The organism is Brachybacterium sp. p3-SID957, assembly GCF_025144775.1.
GTDB classification, from domain to species: Bacteria; Actinomycetota; Actinomycetes; order Actinomycetales; family Dermabacteraceae; genus Brachybacterium; species Brachybacterium epidermidis.
In genome coordinates, this window is record NZ_JALXKT010000031.1 from 15303 (window position 1) to 35091 (window position 19789).

Here is a 19789-nt window from a genome sequence, read left to right on the forward strand (position 1 = left end):
CGAGAGAAGGAGCACGCCGTGGCACGTTCGTCCTTGTCCACCGGACGCATGATCTCCTACGCGTTCGACATGTCCCAGCGCGCCGTGGCCGGCGGATCCGGCACCGGTGAGATCACCAAGCGCACCAAGCGCGAGGAGCTGGTGCGGCACATGCTCGAGTACGTGCTGCGCGATCCGAAGGCCCGCTCCGCGTTCGGCGAGGTCATCCTGCGGTCCGAGGATGAGTTAAGCGCCTTCCGCACCTCCTCCCGCACCGGCAGCGAGCAGTTCGACCTGGAGGCATCGGTCGATGCCGATCCGGCTGCCCGTATCGCCATCGACATCACGGTGGACGGACCCGTCGACGACGCTCAGGTGGGCGATGCCCTGGCGGCCCTGCCCACACCGGAGAGCCGCCTGGTGCTGCTGATGCCCAAGCACCGCAAGAGCAGCCTCGAGGTGACCGACGAGCGCCTGATCCGCACCACCTGGGCGACGTTCACGAAGCGACTGGTCAAGAAGGACCCCAAGCGCGCGGAGTTCTGGCGGCTCATCGGTGAGCTCAGCGAGGACGCCCCCTCCACCTCGGTGTTCCGGGCCGGCTCCCCCCGCCGCCTGCTGGACCAGGACCTGGTCGCGGAGTTCCGCTCCCACCTGGACACCCTGCGCCTGGCCGCCGATGAGCTGTACGGGCGGCCAGTGCGGTTCAGCACCTCACGGCGCGGGCCCGGCGCCTGGCTGCAGGTCGGAGCCAGCGGCACCGGTCTGGGCCTGGAGTTCGACGCCGTCGAGGAGGGCTCGCCCGTGTGGCTGGTGGGCACGCGGCCGCACCGCACCTTCGCCCTGAACATCGGGTCCCTGACCGACGACGAGACCCGCGACCGCGCCGTGCGCAGGCTGCGGGCGATCAGCTCCGGCGAGCGCTGGCGCAACGACGCGGCCTACGTGCCGAACCTGCCGGAGTTCATCGGCGAGCCCGCCTCGGTGGGCTTCGAGGAGGTGCGGACCCTGCTGTGGGACGTGTTCGATCCCGATCTGCTGGCCGCCGCCGGGTTCCCCCTGGTGGCCCGCCGCCAGCCGGACCTGGAGGCGGACATGCTCGGCGTCCGGGTGCGCCGCGAGGGCGATCCCCGTGCGGGGACGTTCCTGGTGTCCGTGGGCGGTTCCAAGAACTGGAAGACCCTGCTGCCGCGGGTGACCCGCGAGTTCGACGGCCGTACCTACGTCATCCAGGCCGCCAAGGGCGACACCCCCGAGGACCTGGTCAGCGCGGTCCATGCGGCGCTGCTGTCCCTGGCCACCAAGCCCTGAATCAGCCTCGGGCCTCACCATACGAACGACGACCACGAGAAGGAGAGCCGCACATGCGCGGAGAGTTCAAGGTGCGCGGAGGCAAGCTGGTCTCCGTCGATGTCGAGGCCAACGACGAGAAGATCAGCACCGTCCACGTGTTCGGCGACTTCTTCCTGGAGCCCGATGAGGCCCTGGAGGACATCGGAGACGCGCTGACCGGCATGCCCGTCGAGGCCACCGCGGCCGAGCTGGCTGCTGCGATCACAGCGCGCCTCGACGCCCGCCCGGAGCCGGTGCAGATGATCGGGTTCGACGCCGAGGCGGTGGCGATCGCGGTGCGGCGGGCGCTCGGTCACGCGAGCAGCTGGGACGAGCTCACGTTCGAGGTGTTCGAGCCGGTGGTGATGGAGCCGGTGCTGCACGTGGCGCTCGACGAGGTGCTGCCGCTGGAGATGGTGGCCGGCCGCCGCGGCCCGATGTTCCGCATCTGGGACTGGGACTCCCCCCTGGTGGTGATCGGCTCCTACCAGTCGCTGCGCAACGAGATCGACGCCGAGGGCGCGGAGCGGCACCGCATCGGGGTGGTGCGGCGCATCACCGGCGGTGGCGCGATGTTCATGGAGCCCGGCAACTGCCTCACCTACTCCCTGGTGGTGCCCACCTCCCTGGTGGAGGGCCTCAGCTTCGAGCAGGCCTACGCCTACCTCGACGACTGGGTGATGGGCGCGCTCGCGGAGATCGGGGTCAACGCCCGGTACGTGCCGCTGAACGACATCGCCTCCGAGCAGGGCAAGATCGGCGGGGCCGCCCAGCGGCGCTTCGCCGGCGGTGTGCTGCTGCACCACGTGACCATGGCCTACGACATCGACGCCGACAAGATGGGTGAGGTGCTGCGAATCGGCCGGGAGAAGCTCTCGGACAAGGGCACCCGCAGCGCCAACAAGCGGGTGGACCCGATGCGGTCGCAGACGGGCCTTGCCCGCGAGCAGATCATCGATGGGTTCCTGCAGTACTTCCGCGGCCGCTACGACACCCGTCCCGCCACCTACACCGAGGAGGAGCTGGGCCGCGCACGCGAGCTGGTGGAGACCAAGTTCGGCACCGAGGAGTGGACCGCGCGGGTGCCGTGAGCACCCTCCTCATCACGTGTGCATCACCTGCGATGCACACATGCGCACCACTGTCGACCTCCAGCCCGGTAGCAGCCGTCCCCGCGTCATCACGGCAGACGATGTCGCGGGCGCTCATTCCACCGTCAGCCCCAGCTGGGCATGCAGCCCCCGGTACACCCCGGTGCGCAGCTCGATCGCGTAGGGCTCCCAGTCAGGCATGTCCAGCTCCCGGGCCAGTGCGATCTCGGCCTCGATGTCATAGGGGACCCGCACGAACTGGATCCCGAAGGGGGCATCGGCGGCGTCGAGCCGCCCCTCCAGGATCACGTAGGACGCAGCGGTGTCGCCGTCCAGGGAGTTGCCCACGCTGCCGGCGTTCACCAGGGTGCGGCCCGAGCGGACCTCCAGGTAGGCATCGTGGATGTCGCCGTACACCACCACCGTCGGCGAGAAGCCGCCGACATCGCCGGGGCCCGACCCCAGCACCTCCCGGTCCCGGGTGAAGGGGGTGCTGGCGAACATGCCCGCGAACTCCTCGTCCGAGTGGTCGTGGCGCACCCGGGTGAACTCGTCGACCGCCGAGGCGTGCAGCAGCCGCACACCGCGCCCGCTCAGCTCGAGGTCGATCACTGCGGGCAGGGCGCCCAGCCATTCCTTGTCGGCCTCGGTCAGCTCGCTTCGCCACCAGTGCAGAGCCGGGTTGCGGGGCGGATCCTCGGCGGTGAGGTAGCCCTCCCAGTTGCCGCGCACCGTCGCCGCGCAGCGCTGGCGGGTGAGGGCCACGGCGTGGGAGCCCCGCGGCCCCTTGCCCGCCACGTCCCCCAGGTTCACCACCACATCGATGCCGCGATCGGTGATGTCGGCGAGCACCGCGTCGTAGGCGGTCACGTTCCCATGGACGTCGGAGACGACAGCGATTCGATCCGGAGCCATGTCTCCAGGCTACGGGCCCCTGCTGCCCGGCGTGACGGCACCGACACCGGCCCGTCGTGCACCTGCACGCTCATCCTGGAACAATGGCGGCCATGACCGAAACCTCTGCGCGCCCGGACGCCGGCACGACCGCCGGCACCGCCCCCGGATCCCCCCTCGGATCCACTGTCCCCGATCGCCCCTCCCTGGAGGGCCTGGAGGCGAAGTGGGACGGCGTATGGAGCAAGCGCAAGGACTACGCCTTCGACCGGGACACCACGCGAGAGCAGGTGTTCAGCGTGGACACCCCGCCGCCCACGGCCTCGGGGTCCCTGCACATCGGCCACGTGTTCGGCTACTCCCAGGCCGACATGATCGTGCGCTACCAGCGCATGCGCGGCAAGAACTGCTTCTACCCGCTGGGCTGGGACGACAACGGCCTGCCCACCGAGCGCCGAGTGCAGAACTACTACGGGGTGCGCTGTGACCCCTCCCTGCCGTACGACCCGGACTTCACTCCCCCGCAGGAGGGCGGCGACAACAAGTCCGCGAAGGCCGCCAACCAGCTGCCGATCTCACGTCGCAACTTCATCGAGCTGTGCGAGAAGCTCACCGAGATCGACGAGAAGTCCTTCGAGGAGGTGTTCCGCACCCTGGGCCTCTCGGTGGACTGGGACTACTCGTACCAGACCATCGACTCCCGCTCCCGCGCGGTGAGCCAGCGGGCGTTCCTGGAGAACCTGCAGGCCGGTCAGGCCTACCAGGCGGAGGCCCCCACCATGTGGGACGTCACCTACCGCACTGCCGTGGCGCAGGCCGAGCAGGAGGACCGCGACCGCGAGGGCGCCTACCACCGCATCGGCTTTTCCCGCACCGGCGATTCCGGGGAGACGGTGTTCATCGAGACCACCCGCCCCGAGCTGCTGCCGGCGTGCGTGTCCCTGGTGGCCCACCCGGACGACGAGCGCTACCAGCACCTGTTCGGCACCACCGTCACCTCTCCCCTGTTCGGGGTGGAGCTGCCGGTGAACCCCCACCCCCTGGCGCAGGCCGACAAGGGCGCGGGCATCGCCATGATCTGCACCTTCGGTGACTCCACTGACGTGATCTGGTGGCGCGAGCTGGACCTGCCCACCCGCTCGGTGATCGGCCGCGACGGTCGCTTCGTGGCCGACGCTCCCTGGATCACCTCCCAGGAGGGCATCGCCCGCTACTCCGAGCTGGCGGGGCTGACCGTGTTCAGCGCCCAGAAGCGCGTGGTGGAGATGCTCACCGAGACCGGTGACCTGGTGGGAGAGCCGAAGAAGATCAGCCACCCGGTGAAGTTCTACGAGAACGGCGACAAGCCGCTGGAGTACGTGACCAGCCGCCAGTGGTACCTGGCCAACGGTGGCCGCGACCAGTCGGAGGACGGCCTGCGCTCGCGCCTGATCGAGCGGGGCCGCGAGCTGGCCTGGCACCCGGGTCACATGGAGTCCCGCTACCGCAACTGGGTGGAGGGCCTGACCGGTGACTGGCTGATCTCCCGCCAGCGCTTCTTCGGGGTGCCCTTCCCGATCTGGTACGCGGTCGGTGCGAACGGCGAGACGGACTACGAGCGTGTGCTCACTCCCCCGGTCGAGTCCCTGCCGATCGACCCCACCATCGACGTGCCGAGCGGCTTCGAGGAGTCCCAGCGCGATCAGCCGGGCGGGTTCACCGCGGACCCCGACATCCTCGACACCTGGGCCACCAGCTCCCTGACCCCGCAGCTCGCCGGCGGCTGGGGCCACGACGAGGACCTGTTCGCCAAGGTCTACCCGATGGACCTTCGCCCCCAGGGGCACGACATCATCCGCACCTGGCTGTTCTCCACCATCGTGCGCTCCCACCTGCAGCAGGACTCCCTGCCGTGGAAGCACGCCTCGATCAACGGCTGGATCCTGGACCCGGACCGCAAGAAGATGTCGAAGTCCAAGGGCAACGTGGTCACCCCGATCGGCCTGCTGCAGCAGCACGGCTCCGACGGCGTGCGCTACTGGGCCGGCAGTGCCCGCCAGGGCGTGGACACCGCCTTCGACGAGGGGCAGATGAAGATCGGCCGCCGCCTGGCGATCAAGATCCTCAACGCCTCCAAGTTCGCGCTCGGCTTCGGCCCGGCCCCCGCCGATCCGGCCGGGCGCCTGGCGGCTGACCCGTCGGCCGTGACCGAGCCGCTGGACCGCGCCTTGCTGGCGCGGCTGGCCGAGGTGGTCGAGCAGGCCACGGTGGCGTTCGACGACATGGACTACGCGCGCAGCCTGAACGTGGTCGAAACGTTCTTCTGGATGTTCTGCGATGACTACATCGAGCTGGTGAAGGAGCGTGCGCACGGCCAGGCCGGGGAGCAGGCCGCGGCCTCGGCCCGGGCGGCTCTGGCGATCACGCTGGAGGTGCTGCTGCGCCTGTTCGCCCCGGTGATCGTGTTCGCCGCCGAGGAGGTGTGGTCCTGGTGGCGCGAGGGCAGCGTGCACACCCAGCCGTGGCCCGAGGCCGCGCCGCTGCGTGAGGCCTCAGCCGGTCAGGACGCCGCGCTGCTGGATGCGCTCTCGCAGGCCGTGATCGCGGTGCGGCGCATCAAGTCCGATGCGAAGGTGTCCCAGAAGACCCCGATCCTGCGGGTCACCCTGGTGGCGCCCGAGGCATCGGCCTCGCACCTGGAGGCGGCCCGCTCGGACCTGGTGGCCCTGGGTCGCATCGAGGACCTCACCGTGAGCGGCGGCGACGTCGAATCGGTGACCGCCGAGCACGCCGAGCTCGGTGAACCCCCGGTCAAGCAGCCGCGCACCAAGGGCTGACCTATGCCTGCGCGGACCGTCCGTTCCAGCAACAGCACGATCCTGATGTGGATCGGAGCGATCATCATGCTGTTCGGCGCGTTCACCGGGCTGTACGGCCTGGCGCCCCTGACGCGCGGCTCGATCGTGGCTGGGCTGATCTTCGTGCTCATAGGCGCGCTCATCGCCTTGGTCGGGGTGGCGATAGCGATGGTCGGATGGCGCACCAGCGCTCGAGTCGACGGCCAGGGAGTCTCCTGGTCCTCCGGGCTGGGATCCCGCACCAGCGTGCGCTGGCAGCAGATTGCGCGGGTCGTCGTGCCCGGCGCCGCCGACCCCGGCTCCGCTGTCGCGCTTCAGCTGCGGGACGGCAGGATCGTTCCGGTCACGCCGTTGCGGAAGATGCAGTCCGCCGATGAGAGCACCGGGCTGTCGCCGTGGTATCTGAGGGCCGGTGCAGCGCTGCAGGAGGCCCACCAGCAGTGGCTGTCGCAGCCCCACCGGCACTGACTAGATCAGAGCACGGAAGCACCGGGCAGCGATCAGGGGATCAGCCAGAGCGCGGCTGACCCCCGCTGCGCGCTCCTGCTCACCAGAAGGGGCTGTACTTCGAGGTGGCGTCGCCGAGGTCACCGATGAAGGCTCCGCCATCGCGGAGGGCGTCATCGAGGTTGTAGTCACCCGGCGTGAACGAATCCACGATCGCATTCGGGTTCATGCCGATGCTGGTGGAGCCACCCAGCCCGAGCACCTTCGCCGCATGACCGCCGATGGAGAAGGACACCTCATCCGTAGAGACGGTGTAGCCCGAGCTCAGGCCGGCACCCGCACCGGCCTTCTCGCTGATCGAGGTGGAGCCGGTGAACCAACCACCGGGAGAGGTGAGTTCGTACTTCTGCGTGACCTGCGCACCTGAGAAGGCACCGACGTCGAACCCGGAGGTCCATCCGTTGACGTTGCCGTCGGCGTTGCGGGTGGCGTGGGAGTGAGCATTGGCGTGTGCGTCCGCGCCCACCCATCCGCTGGTCGTCATCGCGGCGGATGCTCCGGAGTCGTGGGTGATCCCCACGTTCTGCTCTGCATAGAGGCCGGATCCTGCGCGGGCACCACCACTGAACCCGTCCGGCCCTATGGTGCCTCCGCCTTCACCGTAGGCCTCCATCCCGATGCGGTGCGTGGAGTCCATCCCGAAGCCGAAGGGAAGATCGTAGTCAGTGGTGATGCCCAGCTCACCACTGCCCCGAGCGCCGAAGGTGCCCGTGGTGTTGCCGAAGTCGTCCGTGGTCACGTTGGTGCCGGCGCTGTAGTTCAAGCCACCGTACGGGTCGATCGAGATGCCGTCGCGGGAGAAGCCAGGACCGTCCCAGATCGTGGGGTTCCACTCGAACTGGGTTCCCACCGGGCGGTCCTCACCGAACATCTGGCCGCGCGACCCGTAGCCGGGGCCACCGTAGAACTCCTGCTCGCCCGACCCGCCGCCGCGGAACAGATCCCCCAGGCCGTCCCTGAGGTTGTCCAGCACGTGCGGCCCGATCGGCAGACCGGAACTGGTGGGCAGAGGCAGGATGTCCCGGAGGATGTCGCCGACGACGTCGATGAGACCGGCCAGATCGGTGGGCCCGGAGGCGCGGTCCTGCTCGGTGGCGTGCTGATCGAGCTCCACGCCCTTGGCGCGGATGTCCTCGGCCTTGGCGATCATGCCGGGCTTGACCGTGCCGTGCCACAGAGCACGCATGGCAACGGCATCGGGGCCGAACCACGGCACCGCGTCGATGGCAGCACTGATCATGCTGGTCATGTCGTGGATGCGCTGGGCGCCCAGCTCGCAGGCCTGTGCCTGCGAACGCATCTGCTCGGTGTCGCCCCCGTAGAACCCTGCCATGGTGAAGCCTCTCCCTGATCGCCTCGCTATGGGCACCACGGTACGTGGGCGAGCACCTCCAGCCCATGGGGAGTACTCCCCATGCGGAGTCCGACCAGGACGAAGCCCCGCAGTTCAGCATTCACACCGGGACGCCGCACCCGGGCGATGCCCGGTACCGAGCACCGGCCTGCGTCGCTGTGCGCGCGAACGGCGTGCGAACCTACCAGCAGCACCGCGGGGTACCGGGGTGATGCTGGATCAGCGCACGATCTCCCGGTGGCCGGCGTCCACGCGGCGGGTCCAGCCACGTGCGTCCAGGTGCTCCAGCAGCGGGATCGCCACGCGGCGGGTGGTGCCGAGTGCCTGCCGGGCCTGGCTGGTGGTGAACGGCTGGGTCAGAGCGGCCAGCTCCCTCATCGCCAGGGCCGGAGCGGTGGGCAGCAGGACCACGCCGTCGGGCAGACGCAGCACACGCCCCAGCCGCTCCGCGGCCGCCAGCTCCCGCGGCCCCAGACGCAGCGCGGCGAGGTCCTCCGCCTCGGGTGCCTGGAACGGGGTGTCGCGCAGCCGCTGCTCGAGCGCTGCGATCCCGGACTCTGCAGCGCCCAGTCCTGAAGCGGATCCCGGGGCGCGCAGTCGACCGTCGACATGCTCGAGCCCGGCCGCGGCCACCACAGGTCCCAGCAGTGACTCGTCCGGCAGCGTCAGCAGGTCCAGCGCGGCCCGCGCGGGCAGTCCCGCTGCCAGCGGGTTCGCGCGCGCATGTGCCTCGGCAGCCGCGCTGAGCGCGTCGGTCCAGCGGGTGAGAGCGTCCGTGTCCGCGAGCCACTCCCCCACACGCCGGACGCCCGCGGGCAGGGGGTCCGGCACCGGGATGCCACGACGCCGCAGCACCCGCTCCGGGATCGCGCCTCGCCGCTGCACCTCGAGGAGGGCGTCCCCGGACAGCGGCATCTGCTGGAGCACAGCCGCACGACGGGCCCCGTCGCCGCGCCGGTCCAATGCGGGCGGGTCCACATCCAGCACATGCACGCCCGCGTACACCGCGTGGGAGCCGCTGCCGCGCAGCACCATCCGGTCCCCCGTCGTCAGCGGCAGCGGACGGTCCAGAGTGAGCCGGGCATGCTGCCGGCCGAGGGGCCGCACGCGTGCGGCCACCGCTGCGGTCCCGACGTGCGCCGTCAGCTCCTCCGGGGCGTCGCCCAGGGCCTGCCCGGTCATGCCGCGCACGTCGACCAGGTCGGTGAGCTCCCAGGCGCCGGGCGTCAGCAGCGCGTCACCGCGCGAGACCTGCTCGTGGTCCACACCGCGCAGGTTCACCGCGGCTCTGCTGACGGGGCCGAGACTGTCGACCTGGCCCCCACGGCTCTGCAGGCCCCGGACGACGACCTGTGCGCGCCGCTCGGCGCCATGCAGGTCCAGGCGCTGTCCCTTCGTGAGGGTGCCGGCGGCCAGGGTGCCGGTGACCACGGTGCCGGCACCGGAGATGGTGAAGGAGCGGTCCACCCACAGCCTCACGCGCTCCCCGACATCCGGTACGCGCGCGCGCTCCACCGCCTCGTCGAGGGCGGACCGCAGCTCGTCCACCCCCTGGCCGGTGACGGCGGAGACCGCGACCGCAGGCGCCTCGGCCAGCGGTGTCCCTGCGAACTCGGAGCGCACCTGGGCCGCCACCTCGTCGATCCTCTCGGGTGCCAGATCGGCGCGCGTGATCGCGATGATGCCCTGGTCGATGCCGAGGGCGGCGACGGCATCGCGGTGATCGTCGGACTGGGCCTGCCAGCCGGCATCGGCCGCGACCACGAAGCACACGATCGGGGCCGGACCCAGGCCGGCGAGCATGTTGCCCAGGAACCGCTCATGCCCGGGGACATCCACGAAGGAGACCTCGCGCCCCGAAGGCAGGGTGGTCCAGGCGAAGCCGAGGTCGATGGTGAGACCACGGCGCTTCTCCTCCGCCCAGCGGTCCGGCTCGATGCCGGTGAGCGCGCGGATCAGGGTGGACTTGCCGTGGTCGACGTGGCCGGCGGTGGCGATGACCTGCATCATTCCTGCTCTTCTCCGGTCGTCGGTTCTGCTCCGGCCCTCGAGTGCGCTCCGGGACCTGGCGCGCCTGCCAGGCGCTCACGAGCGGCGATCACTGCCTGGGTCAGCGTGTCGTCCTGGGCCTGGGGCACGCAGCGCAGGTCGAGCAGGCAGGCGCCGTCCTTCACGGTCCCCACCACGGCAGGGTCTCCGCTGCGAAGCGCCGTTGCGAGCTGCTCCTCCAGCTGGATCGCCCAGCCGGGCAGCGGCACTTCCGCCCCACCGCCGCCGCCCACGCGGCCGTCGTGCTCGACGACGGGCGCGCCCAGGCGCGCCGCCACCTGCTCGGTCCGCGCACGCAGCTGACGGGGATCGGTGCGCAGTGCCGCGAGCACCGGTGGCGTGGGACCGGTCAGGGTGGCCCCCACGGCGGCCAGGGCCAGCTTGTCCGCCCGGACGGCACGGGCCAGGGGGTGGCGGGCCAGGCGCGCGATGATCTCGCGCTTGCCCAGCAGGATCCCGGCCTGGGGGCCTCCCAGCAGCTTGTCGCCGCTGGCGATCACCAGGTCCGCCCCCTGCCGCAGGGCGGTGTTCGCGTCGGGCTCCTCCGGCAGGGCCTGCTCAGGCTGCAGCAGGCCGCTGCCGAGGTCCGCCACCAGCGGCACCCCGGCCTCCCGGCACTCCGGTGCCAGCTGGGCGATCGGGACGCTGCTGGTGAAGCCGATGATGCGGTAGTTGCTGGTGTGGATGCTGAGCACGCACCCCGTGTTCGCACCGAGGGCGTCGGTGTAGTCGGCGAGGTGGGTGCGGTTGGTGGTGCCGACCTCGCGCAGCTGTGCACCGGCGGAGGCGATCAGGTCCGGCAGGCGGAATCCGGCGCCGATCTCGATCATCTCGCCACGGCTGAGCACCACCTCACCGGTGCCGGCCAGAGCTGTGGTGGCCAGCACCAGGGCAGCTGCGCCGTTGTTGACGACCAGGGCGTCCTCGGCCTGCGGGCAGGCGGCGAGCAGGGCGGCGCGCGCCCCGGCACCGCGTCGGGAACGGGCACCGGTGGCCAGGTCGAACTCAACATCGGTGTACCCGGCCGCGTCGGACACTGCCCGGCGGGCCACCTCGGACAGGGGCGCTCGCCCCAGGTTCGTGTGGACGATGACACCGGTGGCGTTCAGCACGGGGCGCAGGGAGCCGGCGGGGCGCTCCCCGACGGCCGCCAGGATCTCCTCCAGCACCTGCTCGGGGGAGATGTCGCCGCGGCGCGCCCGATCCTGTGCAGCGCGGACAATGCCGCGCACCACACGCTCGCTCATGGCCTCCCCGGCGGCACGCACCTGCGGGTGCCCGAGCAGCTGGTCGGTGCGGGGAATCCGACGGCGCGGATCCTGTTCGTCGGCGACCATCGGACCTCCTCGTCGGCGCGCGGGCATGCTGGCGGAGGCGGACGGGAATCGAACCCGCCAGACCGAGATGCTCGGTCTCACCGGTTTTGAAGACCGGGGCGCCCACCAGGACACGTACGCCTCCGAGAACCAAAATACCAGGTCGTGGCCGATGGTCAGGCGGGAAGGTCGAATCCCCGCCATTGCTCGCCGTCCCCGGCCGATACCCCGTCGGTGGCCGCGAGCGCGTACAGCACCGACCCGTCCGGTGCCGATCCTGACGGCCCCTGCTGCTGACGGGGGGCGATCGACCCGTCCGACCTGATGACAGGCACTCTAGACTCGATCCATGACTGCTGACACGATCCGACTCACCACGATGGCCCACGGCGGAGGGTGCGCCTGCAAGATCCCGCCCGGTGAACTGGAGGATGCTGTCTCGGCCCTCGCCGGTCAGCAGTTCGACTCGGTGATCGTGGGGCTGGACGACGGGGACGACGCCGCCGCCGTGCGCGTCCAGGACGGTCTGGCGGTGCTGTCCACCGCGGACTTCTTCACCCCCGTGGTGGATGACCCCTTCGACTGGGGTCGCATCGCCGCCGCCAACGCTCTTTCGGACATCTACGCGATGGGCGGCACTCCCGTGGTGGCCATCAACCTGGTGGGCTGGCCCCGGGACGTGCTCCCCTTCGACCTGCTGCGCGAAGTGCTGCGCGGTGGCCTCGCGATCGCGAACCAGGCCGGTGTCCCCGTGATCGGAGGTCACTCGGTGGATGACCCCGAGCCCAAGTACGGCATGGCGGTCACCGGCACCGCGCACCCCGATCGTCTGCTGCGCAACGACGCCGCGGAAGCAGGCCTGCCCCTGACGCTGACCAAGCCGATCGGCGTGGGCCTGCTGAACAACCGTCAGAAGGCCACCGGCGAGGTGTCGCAGGCCGCCGTGGACACCATGACCGCGCTCAACCGTGACGCCTCCGTCGCCGCCCTTGAGGCCGGAGCGAAGGCGGCCACCGACGTCACCGGCTTCGGCCTGCTGGGGCACCTGTACAAGATGGTGCGGGCCTCCGGGGTGGGAGCCGTGATCGACCGGGCCGCGGTACCGCTGATCGACGGGGCGGCCGAGGCCCTCCGCGATGGCTACATCTCCGGCGGCACCCGTCGCAACCTCGACTGGGTGCGCGACCAGGTGCGCGCCGGGTCCGGCATCGCCGAGGAGGATCTGCTGTTGCTGGCCGATGCGCAGACCTCTGGCGGCCTGCTGGTGGTCGGCGAGGTGCCCGGCTACCCGGTGATCGGCGAGACCGTGGTCGGCTCCGGCATCGACGTGCGCTGAGGGCGCATCGATCGCCCCGGCCGTGCGGAACGCCGACGACGCTGCGCAGACCGGATCGAACGAGGGCGGGGGGGGGCCCGGGGGCCCCCCCCCTGCCGCGCCCGGAGGCGACGGTGGAGGTGGGTACGGGATTCGAACCCGTGTACACGGCTTTGCAGGCCGTTGCCTCGCCTCTCGGCCAACCCACCACGATGCTTGCGCATCTTATGGAAAAGGCGCTCCCGACAGTGATGTCGGGTGCGCCGCTCCCGGAGCGGACGACGGGACTCGAACCCGCGACCCTCACCTTGGCAAGGTGATGCTCTACCAACTGAGCCACGTCCGCATTGCGCTGTCCATGGTTTCCCCGGAGGGACTGCGTGAACCTCGCCGTGGGCGATACTGGGATCGAACCAGTGACCTCTTCCGTGTGAAGGAAGCGCGCTACCGCTGCGCCAATCGCCCTCAGGTGCTTGCACCCTCGATGCCCGCCCTCTCAGGCGGACCTCCAGAATATTACACGCTTCCCGGGGTGGCCCGTGCATCCAGGGGTGTGAGCTACGCCCCGTCGGCAGTCGACTCGGCTCGTGGGTGCTGACCCTGCACGGTGAGGGATCCTTCTCTGACGGGCGTGCCGGCGGCCGCGACAGGTGTACCGATGGCCGCGCCGCCCGGTGACCTCTGCCACGAGGGGCCGCATGCGTTTGCGCACTGAACCGCGGGCGCACTAGGGTGTTCCTTCGTCGGCTTGGCCGATGCGCGGACGTGGCTCAGTTGGTAGAGCATCACCTTGCCAAGGTGAGGGTCGCGGGTTCGAGTCCCGTCGTCCGCTCCATCTCCTCAGCACCCTCGGGTGCACGGGCGATTGGCGCAGCGGTAGCGCGCTTCCCTGACACGGAAGAGGTCACTGGTTCGATCCCAGTATCGCCCACCCATGAGAACAGCCCCGGCTCCGGCCGGGGCTGTTCTGCATTCCCTCGACGGCGCGGTACTGGAGCCGACTGATCCATGGCTGCCCATGGGTTCAGGCTCTTGCGGCCCCTTGTCATGGCTCGGGTTCTCACGGCTCCTTGTTCTCCGACGGCTCCTGGGCCCCTTCTGCCCCGTGGCCACCGGCGCGATACCGCGGCGTGATCGGCCCCGCCGCCTGCCTGTCGCCAGATGGCGACATAGGATCGCGGCACGGCGACGGCGGTGCGACAGCGCTGCCACACCGCGCCGATAGCGTCGAGAGCAAGCGGACGGCAGGGGGCCGTCCACTATCGCCCGAGGAGGCGCATCATGAATGCCACATCCCGCAGCACATCCCGCATCGTCCGCGGCCTGGCCGCTGCGAGCCTGATCACGGCACTGGCGGCCGGGTGCCAGTTCGGCATCGGGGACGACGAGCAGACGACGGGCGGCTCCGATCCCGCCGTCGAGCAGGGCGAGGACCCCGCAGGCGACGGCTCCGAGGCGGATCAGCACGATCCCCAGGCCTCCGACGGCGGGAGCGAGGGGGGCGGCGACGGCACGGCGGGCTCCGATGAGGAGGACGCGGTGGTGGACGACGACGCCGCTGCGGCAGGCGTGGACCTGAGCGGCCTCGGGGAACCGGTGGCCACGGCAGAGATCCCTGCCACCGTCGAGGGCAATGACGAGGCGACCATGACCGTGGAGCTGTTCGGCCTGGAGCGGCGCGACGACACGGTGGTGGCCACCTTCGCCTTCACCGTCAACAGCGACACCGGCTCCCAGGACGCGCGACAGCTCTACCACTTCCTCGGCAACAGCGGATGGCACCCGTACGCCATCGACACCGTGAACCTCAACAAGCACGGTGTGCTGGGCGGCGCCAAGGTCGGGCAGACGGACTACCAGAGCATGCGCTTCAAGCCCGGTCAGACCTTCTACGCCTACGCCTCCTTCGCCGCCCCGCCGGAGGACGTCACCGCCATGGACGTGATGATGGTCGACGGTGCACCGATGGCCACGGGGGTGGAGATTCGATGAGGCGCACGGGAACGAGACCCCTCGGCGTCGCCGCGCTGTGCGCGGCACTGCTGATCGGCGCGGGGGCCGCGCGGGCCGATGACGTCATCTCCCTGGATGCCAACATCACCGCGATGGACCGCAACGTCACCCCGGTCGACGACCGGGTCACCGAAGGGGGCACCACCACCATCACCCTCGAGTCGGACGTCCTGTTCGACGTCGGCTCGGCCGAGCTGAGCGAGGCCGCGCAGAAGAAGATCGGTGAGGTGGTGGGGGAGATCCCCGAGGGCGGAGCCGTCTCCGTCGACGGCCACACCGACGACGTCCCGTACCACCGCGGCAACGACGTGCTCTCCCAGGAGCGCGCCCAGGCGGTGGCCGATGCGATCGCCGCCGCCAGGCCAGATCTGGACCTCACGGTCACCGGTCACGGCGACACCGATCCCGTCGCCCCCAACAGCAAGGGCGGGGAGGACAACCCGGAGGGCCGCGCCGAGAATCGCCGCGTCGAGATCCGCTATGACGGCTGATCGTCCCCGCATCCTGCTGGTGGATGACGACGCGACCATCCGCGAGCACCTCACCGGGGTGCTCGAGCGCAGCGGCCTGGACGTCGAGCCGGCGGCCGATGGCGCCCAGGCCCTGCGCAGCATCGAGGCGAGCACCCCGGACCTGGTGATCCTGGACGTGATGATGCCGGTGATGGACGGCCGGGAGGCCCTGCGCCGCATCCGGGCGGGTCACGACTGGCTGCCGGTCATCCTGCTCACACAGGTGGGGGAGAGCTTCGAGCGTGCCGCGGCCCTGGACGAAGGGGCAGACGACTACCTCAACAAGCCTTTCGACCCGCAGGAGCTGCTGGCTCGGATCAGGGCCGTGCTGCGCCGCAGCAGCCGGGGCTCCGTCCCCCTCAGCGCCGCCCAGGCGCTGAGGGCCGGGGCGCTGCGGATCGACCGCCCGGCGCGGCGGGTGTTCCTCGGCGATGTCGAGAAGCAGCTCACCCCCCGGGCGTTCGCCCTGCTGGAGTTCCTCATGTCCCATCCGGACGAGGTGTTCGGCCGCGAGCGCCTGCTGCAGACGGTGTGGGGGTTCGACGCCATCGTCACCAGCCGTGCCGTGGACCACCGGGTGGCGGAGATCCGCCGGGTCCTCGGCGAGGACGCCGCGGCCGCCTCGTACGTGGAGACCGTGCCGGGGCTCGGCTACCGCTTCGTGCATCCGGTGGAGCGCGGATGAGCGCGAGGACGCAGGAGGATCTGAGGATCCTGGCCGGCGCGGTGATCGTCCCCGCCGTGCTGGGCCTGGCGCTCTCGGTGATCTGGTGGGCCGCCGGTGGTGACGGGACGTTCTACATGACGGTGTCCCTGCCATGGCTGCCGTTCGCCGTGGGCCTGCTGATCAGTGCCCTGCTGCTGCCGGCATTGGTGACCCTGATCGCGATGCGCCGTCACGTCGAGCAGGTGCGCCGCCGCACCGTCCAGGAGCAGACGGCCAGCAGGCGCCGACTGCTCGCGCGACTGGACCACGAGATCAAGAACCCTATCCAGGGGATCCGTGCCGCGCTCGCCGACGAGCCCTCGGAGCGGCAGCGCGCCAGCATCGACGCCCAGTCACAGCGCCTGACCAGTCTCCTCGGGGATCTGCGGAAGATCGGCGAGGTGGAGCACACCGCGCTCGAGCTCACCACCATCGATCCGGCAGCCCTCGTCGAGGAGGCCGTCGCCACCATCACCGAGGCTCCCGGCGCCGGCGAACGGCGCATCGCCGTCTCGCTGCCCACCGCTCCGCGTCCGCTCCCGCCGATCGTGGGGGATGAGGACCTGCTTTTCCTGGCACTGGTGAACGTGCTGACCAACGCCGTGAAGTATTCCGCCCCGGGGGACGCGATCGAGGTGCGGGGCCGCGCCGCCGAGGACGTGGTGGTGCTGGAGATCGCCGACACCGGACGCGGCATCGCACCCGAGGAGCTGGACCTGGTGTGGGAGGAGCTGGGGCGGGCCCAGGAGGCTCGCTCCGTCGAGGGCTCCGGCCTGGGCCTGCCGATGGTCCGCGCCATCGTCGAGCGCCACGGCGGGACGGCGCGCCTGGACTCCTGGCACGGGGAGGGATCCACGCTCACCCTGAGCCTGCCCGCCGCTGGACCGACGTCGGGCGGCTGAGAGACCGGTCATCCGCCGTCCACGTCCCGTCGGAGCATCGCGACGGTGCCCGTGGCCACACCGAGAACAGCCCACGCCACGAGCCACCAGGGCTCGTTCCCGTTGCTAGGGTCGGAAGTGGCGCATCTCGCATCAGGCCCCCGGGCGATGATGCCTACGACACCCCACAAGGAGCCCACCCATGCGTGTACTGGTCATCCGTGCCCACCCCCTCGACTCCAGCAAGTCCCGGTCCATGGCCATGGCCGACGTATTCCTCGAGGAGCTGCGGTCCTCGCACCCCGACGCTTCCGTCGACGACGTGCGCCTGTACGAGACCGCCGTGCCCGAGATCGACCTGGACATGATGACCGGCTGGGAGCGCCTGGCAGACGGTGAGCACTTCTCCCACCTGACCGGGCCCCAGCAGAACAAGCTCGCCCTGTTCGACCAGTACACCAAGCAGTTCCAGGCGGCCGATCTGGTGGTGATCGCGAACCCCCTGTGGAACCTGTCTGTGCCCACACGCCTGAAGGCCTGGATCGACACCATCTGCCGGGCCGGGGTCACCTTCCGGTACACGGAGGAGGGTGCCGCGGAAGGCCTGGTCAAGGGCAAGACGGTGGTCCACCTGCAGGCCAGTGGCGGCCATTTCGACCAGCAGGACCCGGCCTGCCTCTACATCAGGGGAATGTTCTCGTTCCTGGGGTGCGAGGTGCACACGGTGGCGGCGGAGGGCATGGACCACGAGCCCGACCGTGCCGAGCAGATCCTGGAGGAGGCTCACGACAGGGTGAGGGAGCTGGCGCGCGGGCTCTGAGCCGCCAGCCCGGTGAGGGGCGGGTGGCTCAGGGCGGCGGTGGCCGGCGGGAAGCGAGTGCGCACGGCCGGTGCGGGGCACTGTCGCGCCCGTCTACGATGGCTCGTGGAGCCGGCACCGTAGGCCGGATCGCGACCCCTCAATGCAAGGAGCATCACCGTGGCCCAGTTCGACATCACCCTCGACGGCAGTCCCCAGCAGGTCGAGGAGGGCACCACCGGCACCGAGCTCTTCGAGGGTCGCGGCGAGGTGATCGCCCTGCGCATCGACGGAGAGCTGCGTGACCTCTACACCCCGCTGGCCGCAGGCCAGGTGGTCGAGGCCGTGGAGATCTCCAGCGAGGACGGCCTGTCGATCCTGCGCCACAGCGCCGCCCACGTGCTCGCCCAGGCCGTGCAGAAGGTGAACCCCGACGCCAAGCTGGGCATCGGCCCGCCCATCACCGACGGCTTCTACTACGACTTCGACGTCGCCGAGCCCTTCACCCCGGAGTCCCTCAAGGCCCTGGAGAAGGAGATGAACCGGATCGTCAAGGAGGGCCAGCGCTTCGTGCGCCGCGACATCTCCGACGACGACGCCCGCGCCGAGGAGGCCGACGAGCCGTACAAGCTCGAGCTGATCGGCCTGAAGTCCAACGCCGGGGAGGCCGCCGAGGGCGCCGCCGTCGAGGTGGGCGAGGGCGGGCTGACCATGTACGACAACGTGAACCGCCGCGGTGAGGTGGTCTGGACGGACCTGTGCCGCGGCCCGCACCTGCCCACCACCAAGCTGATCGGCAACGGGTTCGCCCTCACCCGCTCGGCGGCCGCCTACTGGCGCGGCAGCGAGAAGAACCCGATGCTGCAGCGCATCTACGGCACCGCCTGGCCCTCCAAGGAGGAGCTGCGCGCCTACCAGGAGCGCATCGCCGAGGCCGAGCGCCGCGATCACCGCCGCCTGGGAAGCGAACTGGACCTGTTCTCCTTCCCCGACGAGATCGGCTCGGGGCTGCCGGTGTTCCACCCCAAGGGCGCCATGGTGCGCATGGAGATGGAGGACTACTCGCGCCGCCGCCACGTCGAGGCCGGGTACTCCTTCGTGAACACCCCCCACATCACCAAGGGGCAGCTGTTCCAGACCTCCGGGCACCTGGACTGGTACGCCGAGGGCATGTACCCCGCCATGCACATGGACGAGGAGCGCGACGCCGAGGGCGCCATCACCAAGCAGGGCCAGGACTACTACCTCAAGCCCATGAACTGCCCCATGCACAACCTGGTGTTCCGCTCCCGGGGCCGCTCCTACCGCGAGCTGCCGCTGCGGCTGTTCGAGTTCGGCACCGTCTACCGCCACGAGAAGTCCGGTGTGGTGCACGGCCTCACCCGTGCCCGCGGCTTCACCCAGGACGACGCCCACATCTACTGCACCCGCGAGCAGATGCGCGATGAGCTCACCACGCTGCTCACCTTCGTGCTGGACCTGCTGAAGGACTACGGGCTGGAGGACTTCTACCTCGAGCTGTCCACCAAGAACCCCGAGAAGTTCGTGGGCGACGACGCCACCTGGGAGGAGGCCACCCGCACCCTGGAGGAGGTGGCCACCGCCTCCGGGCTGGACCTGGTGCCCGATCCCGGCGGTGCCGCCTTCTACGGCCCCAAGATCTCCGTGCAGGCCAAGGACGCCATCGGCCGCACCTGGCAGATGTCCACCATCCAGCTGGACTTCAACCTGCCCGAGCGCTTCGAGCTGGAGTACACCGCCCCTGACGGATCCCGCCAGCGCCCGGTGATGATCCACCGCGCCCTGTTCGGTTCGATCGAGCGGTTCTTCGGCGTGCTGGTGGAGCACTACGCGGGAGCGTTCCCGGTCTGGCTGGCCCCGGTGCAGGTGATGGGCATCCCGGTGGCCGCCGAGTACGTGCCCTACCTGGAGCAGGTGGCGCAGAAGCTGCGCGCCCACGGTGTACGGGTCCAGGTGGATGCCTCCGACGACCGGATGCAGAAGAAGATCCGCACCCACACCAAGGAGAAGGTGCCCTACCTGTTGATCGCCGGTGGCGAGGACCAGGACAAGGGTGCGGTCTCCTTCCGCATGCGCGACGGCAGCCAGGACAACGGCATCCCCGTCGACGAGGCGGTGGAGCGGATCGTCGCCTCGATCAGGGACAAGGCGCAGGTGTGAGCGAGCAGCCGCGCGCTGCCGAG

The 19789-nt window shown here is 70.4% G+C and carries 15 protein-coding genes and 6 tRNA genes; 13 read left to right on the top strand and 8 right to left on the bottom strand.

Going from position 1 to position 19789, the window contains the following annotated elements; translation table 11 throughout:
* The first annotated feature begins 18 nt into the window (after window positions 1-18).
* Window positions 19-1290, top strand: coding sequence for a hypothetical protein (locus M3B01_RS08295; RefSeq protein ID WP_259791070.1), 1272 nt, complete (start codon window positions 19-21; stop codon window positions 1288-1290).
* A 53-nt stretch (window positions 1291-1343) separates the two neighbouring features.
* Entirely contained in the window at window positions 1344-2402 is a 1059-nt protein-coding gene (locus M3B01_RS08300; protein WP_259791072.1) for a biotin/lipoate A/B protein ligase family protein, read from the top strand.
* 114 nt (window positions 2403-2516) lie between these two features.
* Here M3B01_RS08300 and M3B01_RS08305 read toward each other — a convergent pair whose 3' ends face one another.
* Complete coding sequence (locus M3B01_RS08305) at window positions 2517-3317, bottom strand: metallophosphoesterase (protein ID WP_259791074.1); 801 nt, start codon at window positions 3315-3317, stop codon at window positions 2517-2519.
* Between the two features lie 92 nt (window positions 3318-3409).
* Between M3B01_RS08305 and valS the strand changes: the two genes are divergently transcribed.
* A complete protein-coding gene (gene valS / locus M3B01_RS08310) occupies window positions 3410-6112 on the top strand; it encodes a valine--tRNA ligase (protein WP_259791077.1) in 2703 nt (900 codons plus the stop codon).
* Between the two features lie 3 nt (window positions 6113-6115).
* Window positions 6116-6601 (top strand): DUF973 family protein, encoded by a 486-nt coding sequence (locus M3B01_RS08315; RefSeq protein WP_259791080.1) that lies wholly within the window; start codon window positions 6116-6118, stop codon window positions 6599-6601.
* A 79-nt stretch (window positions 6602-6680) separates the two neighbouring features.
* Here M3B01_RS08315 and M3B01_RS08320 read toward each other — a convergent pair whose 3' ends face one another.
* From M3B01_RS08320 to M3B01_RS08335, 4 genes are all read right to left on the bottom strand, one after another.
* Entirely contained in the window at window positions 6681-7973 is a 1293-nt protein-coding gene (locus M3B01_RS08320) for a hypothetical protein (RefSeq protein ID WP_259791083.1), read from the bottom strand.
* Window positions 7974-8213: 240 nt separating this feature from the next.
* Window positions 8214-10001, bottom strand: a complete 1788-nt coding sequence (selB, locus tag M3B01_RS08325; RefSeq protein WP_259791106.1) for a selenocysteine-specific translation elongation factor — start codon at window positions 9999-10001, stop codon at window positions 8214-8216.
* The gene (gene selA / locus M3B01_RS08330) at window positions 10001-11380 is read right to left on the bottom strand and encodes an L-seryl-tRNA(Sec) selenium transferase (RefSeq protein ID WP_259791086.1); all 1380 of its coding nucleotides are present in this window, start codon (window positions 11378-11380) and stop codon (window positions 10001-10003) included. Before selA ends, selB begins: the two co-directional genes overlap by 1 nt.
* A gap of 29 nt (window positions 11381-11409) precedes the next feature.
* Window positions 11410-11504 (bottom strand) — tRNA-Sec (locus M3B01_RS08335).
* 204 nt (window positions 11505-11708) lie between these two features.
* Here M3B01_RS08335 and selD point away from each other — a divergent pair.
* Window positions 11709-12695: a selenide, water dikinase SelD gene (gene selD / locus M3B01_RS08340; RefSeq protein WP_193865444.1), complete on the top strand. Its 987-nt coding sequence runs from the start codon at window positions 11709-11711 to the stop codon at window positions 12693-12695.
* Between the two features lie 114 nt (window positions 12696-12809).
* Here the strand turns inward: selD and M3B01_RS08345 are convergent.
* The 3 genes from M3B01_RS08345 to M3B01_RS08355 form a co-directional block, all read right to left on the bottom strand.
* Window positions 12810-12883 (bottom strand) — tRNA-Cys (locus tag M3B01_RS08345).
* Between the two features lie 64 nt (window positions 12884-12947).
* Window positions 12948-13020: transfer RNA gene (locus tag M3B01_RS08350), tRNA-Gly, on the bottom strand.
* A 47-nt stretch (window positions 13021-13067) separates the two neighbouring features.
* A tRNA-Val gene (locus M3B01_RS08355) sits at window positions 13068-13139 on the bottom strand.
* A gap of 294 nt (window positions 13140-13433) precedes the next feature.
* On the opposite strand from M3B01_RS08355, the gene M3B01_RS08360 reads away from it, so the two are divergent.
* The 8 genes from M3B01_RS08360 to thrS all read left to right on the top strand — a co-directional run bounded on the left by M3B01_RS08360 (window position 13434) and on the right by thrS (window position 19766).
* Window positions 13434-13509: transfer RNA gene (locus M3B01_RS08360), tRNA-Gly, on the top strand.
* A gap of 24 nt (window positions 13510-13533) precedes the next feature.
* Window positions 13534-13605 (top strand) — tRNA-Val (locus M3B01_RS08365).
* A gap of 350 nt (window positions 13606-13955) precedes the next feature.
* Window positions 13956-14666, top strand: a complete 711-nt coding sequence (locus tag M3B01_RS08370) for a hypothetical protein (RefSeq protein ID WP_259791091.1) — start codon at window positions 13956-13958, stop codon at window positions 14664-14666.
* Complete coding sequence (locus M3B01_RS08375) at window positions 14663-15178, top strand: OmpA family protein (protein WP_259791093.1); 516 nt, start codon at window positions 14663-14665, stop codon at window positions 15176-15178. Before M3B01_RS08370 ends, M3B01_RS08375 begins: the two co-directional genes overlap by 4 nt.
* Window positions 15168-15884 (top strand): response regulator transcription factor, encoded by a 717-nt coding sequence (locus M3B01_RS08380; protein WP_259791095.1) that lies wholly within the window; start codon window positions 15168-15170, stop codon window positions 15882-15884. The genes M3B01_RS08375 and M3B01_RS08380 overlap by 11 nt, the downstream gene beginning before the upstream one ends.
* Window positions 15881-16807 carry a sensor histidine kinase KdpD gene (locus M3B01_RS08385; RefSeq protein WP_017823711.1) on the top strand — a complete coding sequence of 309 codons (927 nt, stop codon included), beginning with the start codon at window positions 15881-15883 and terminating at the stop codon, window positions 16805-16807. Before M3B01_RS08380 ends, M3B01_RS08385 begins: the two co-directional genes overlap by 4 nt.
* 181 nt (window positions 16808-16988) lie before the next feature.
* Window positions 16989-17606, top strand: coding sequence for an FMN-dependent NADH-azoreductase (locus M3B01_RS08390; RefSeq protein ID WP_259791097.1), 618 nt, complete (start codon window positions 16989-16991; stop codon window positions 17604-17606).
* Between the two features lie 159 nt (window positions 17607-17765).
* On the top strand, window positions 17766-19766 hold the full coding sequence (gene thrS / locus M3B01_RS08395; RefSeq protein ID WP_259791100.1) for a threonine--tRNA ligase: 2001 nt from the start codon (window positions 17766-17768) through the stop codon (window positions 19764-19766).
* Window positions 19767-19789: the final 23 nt, after the last annotated feature.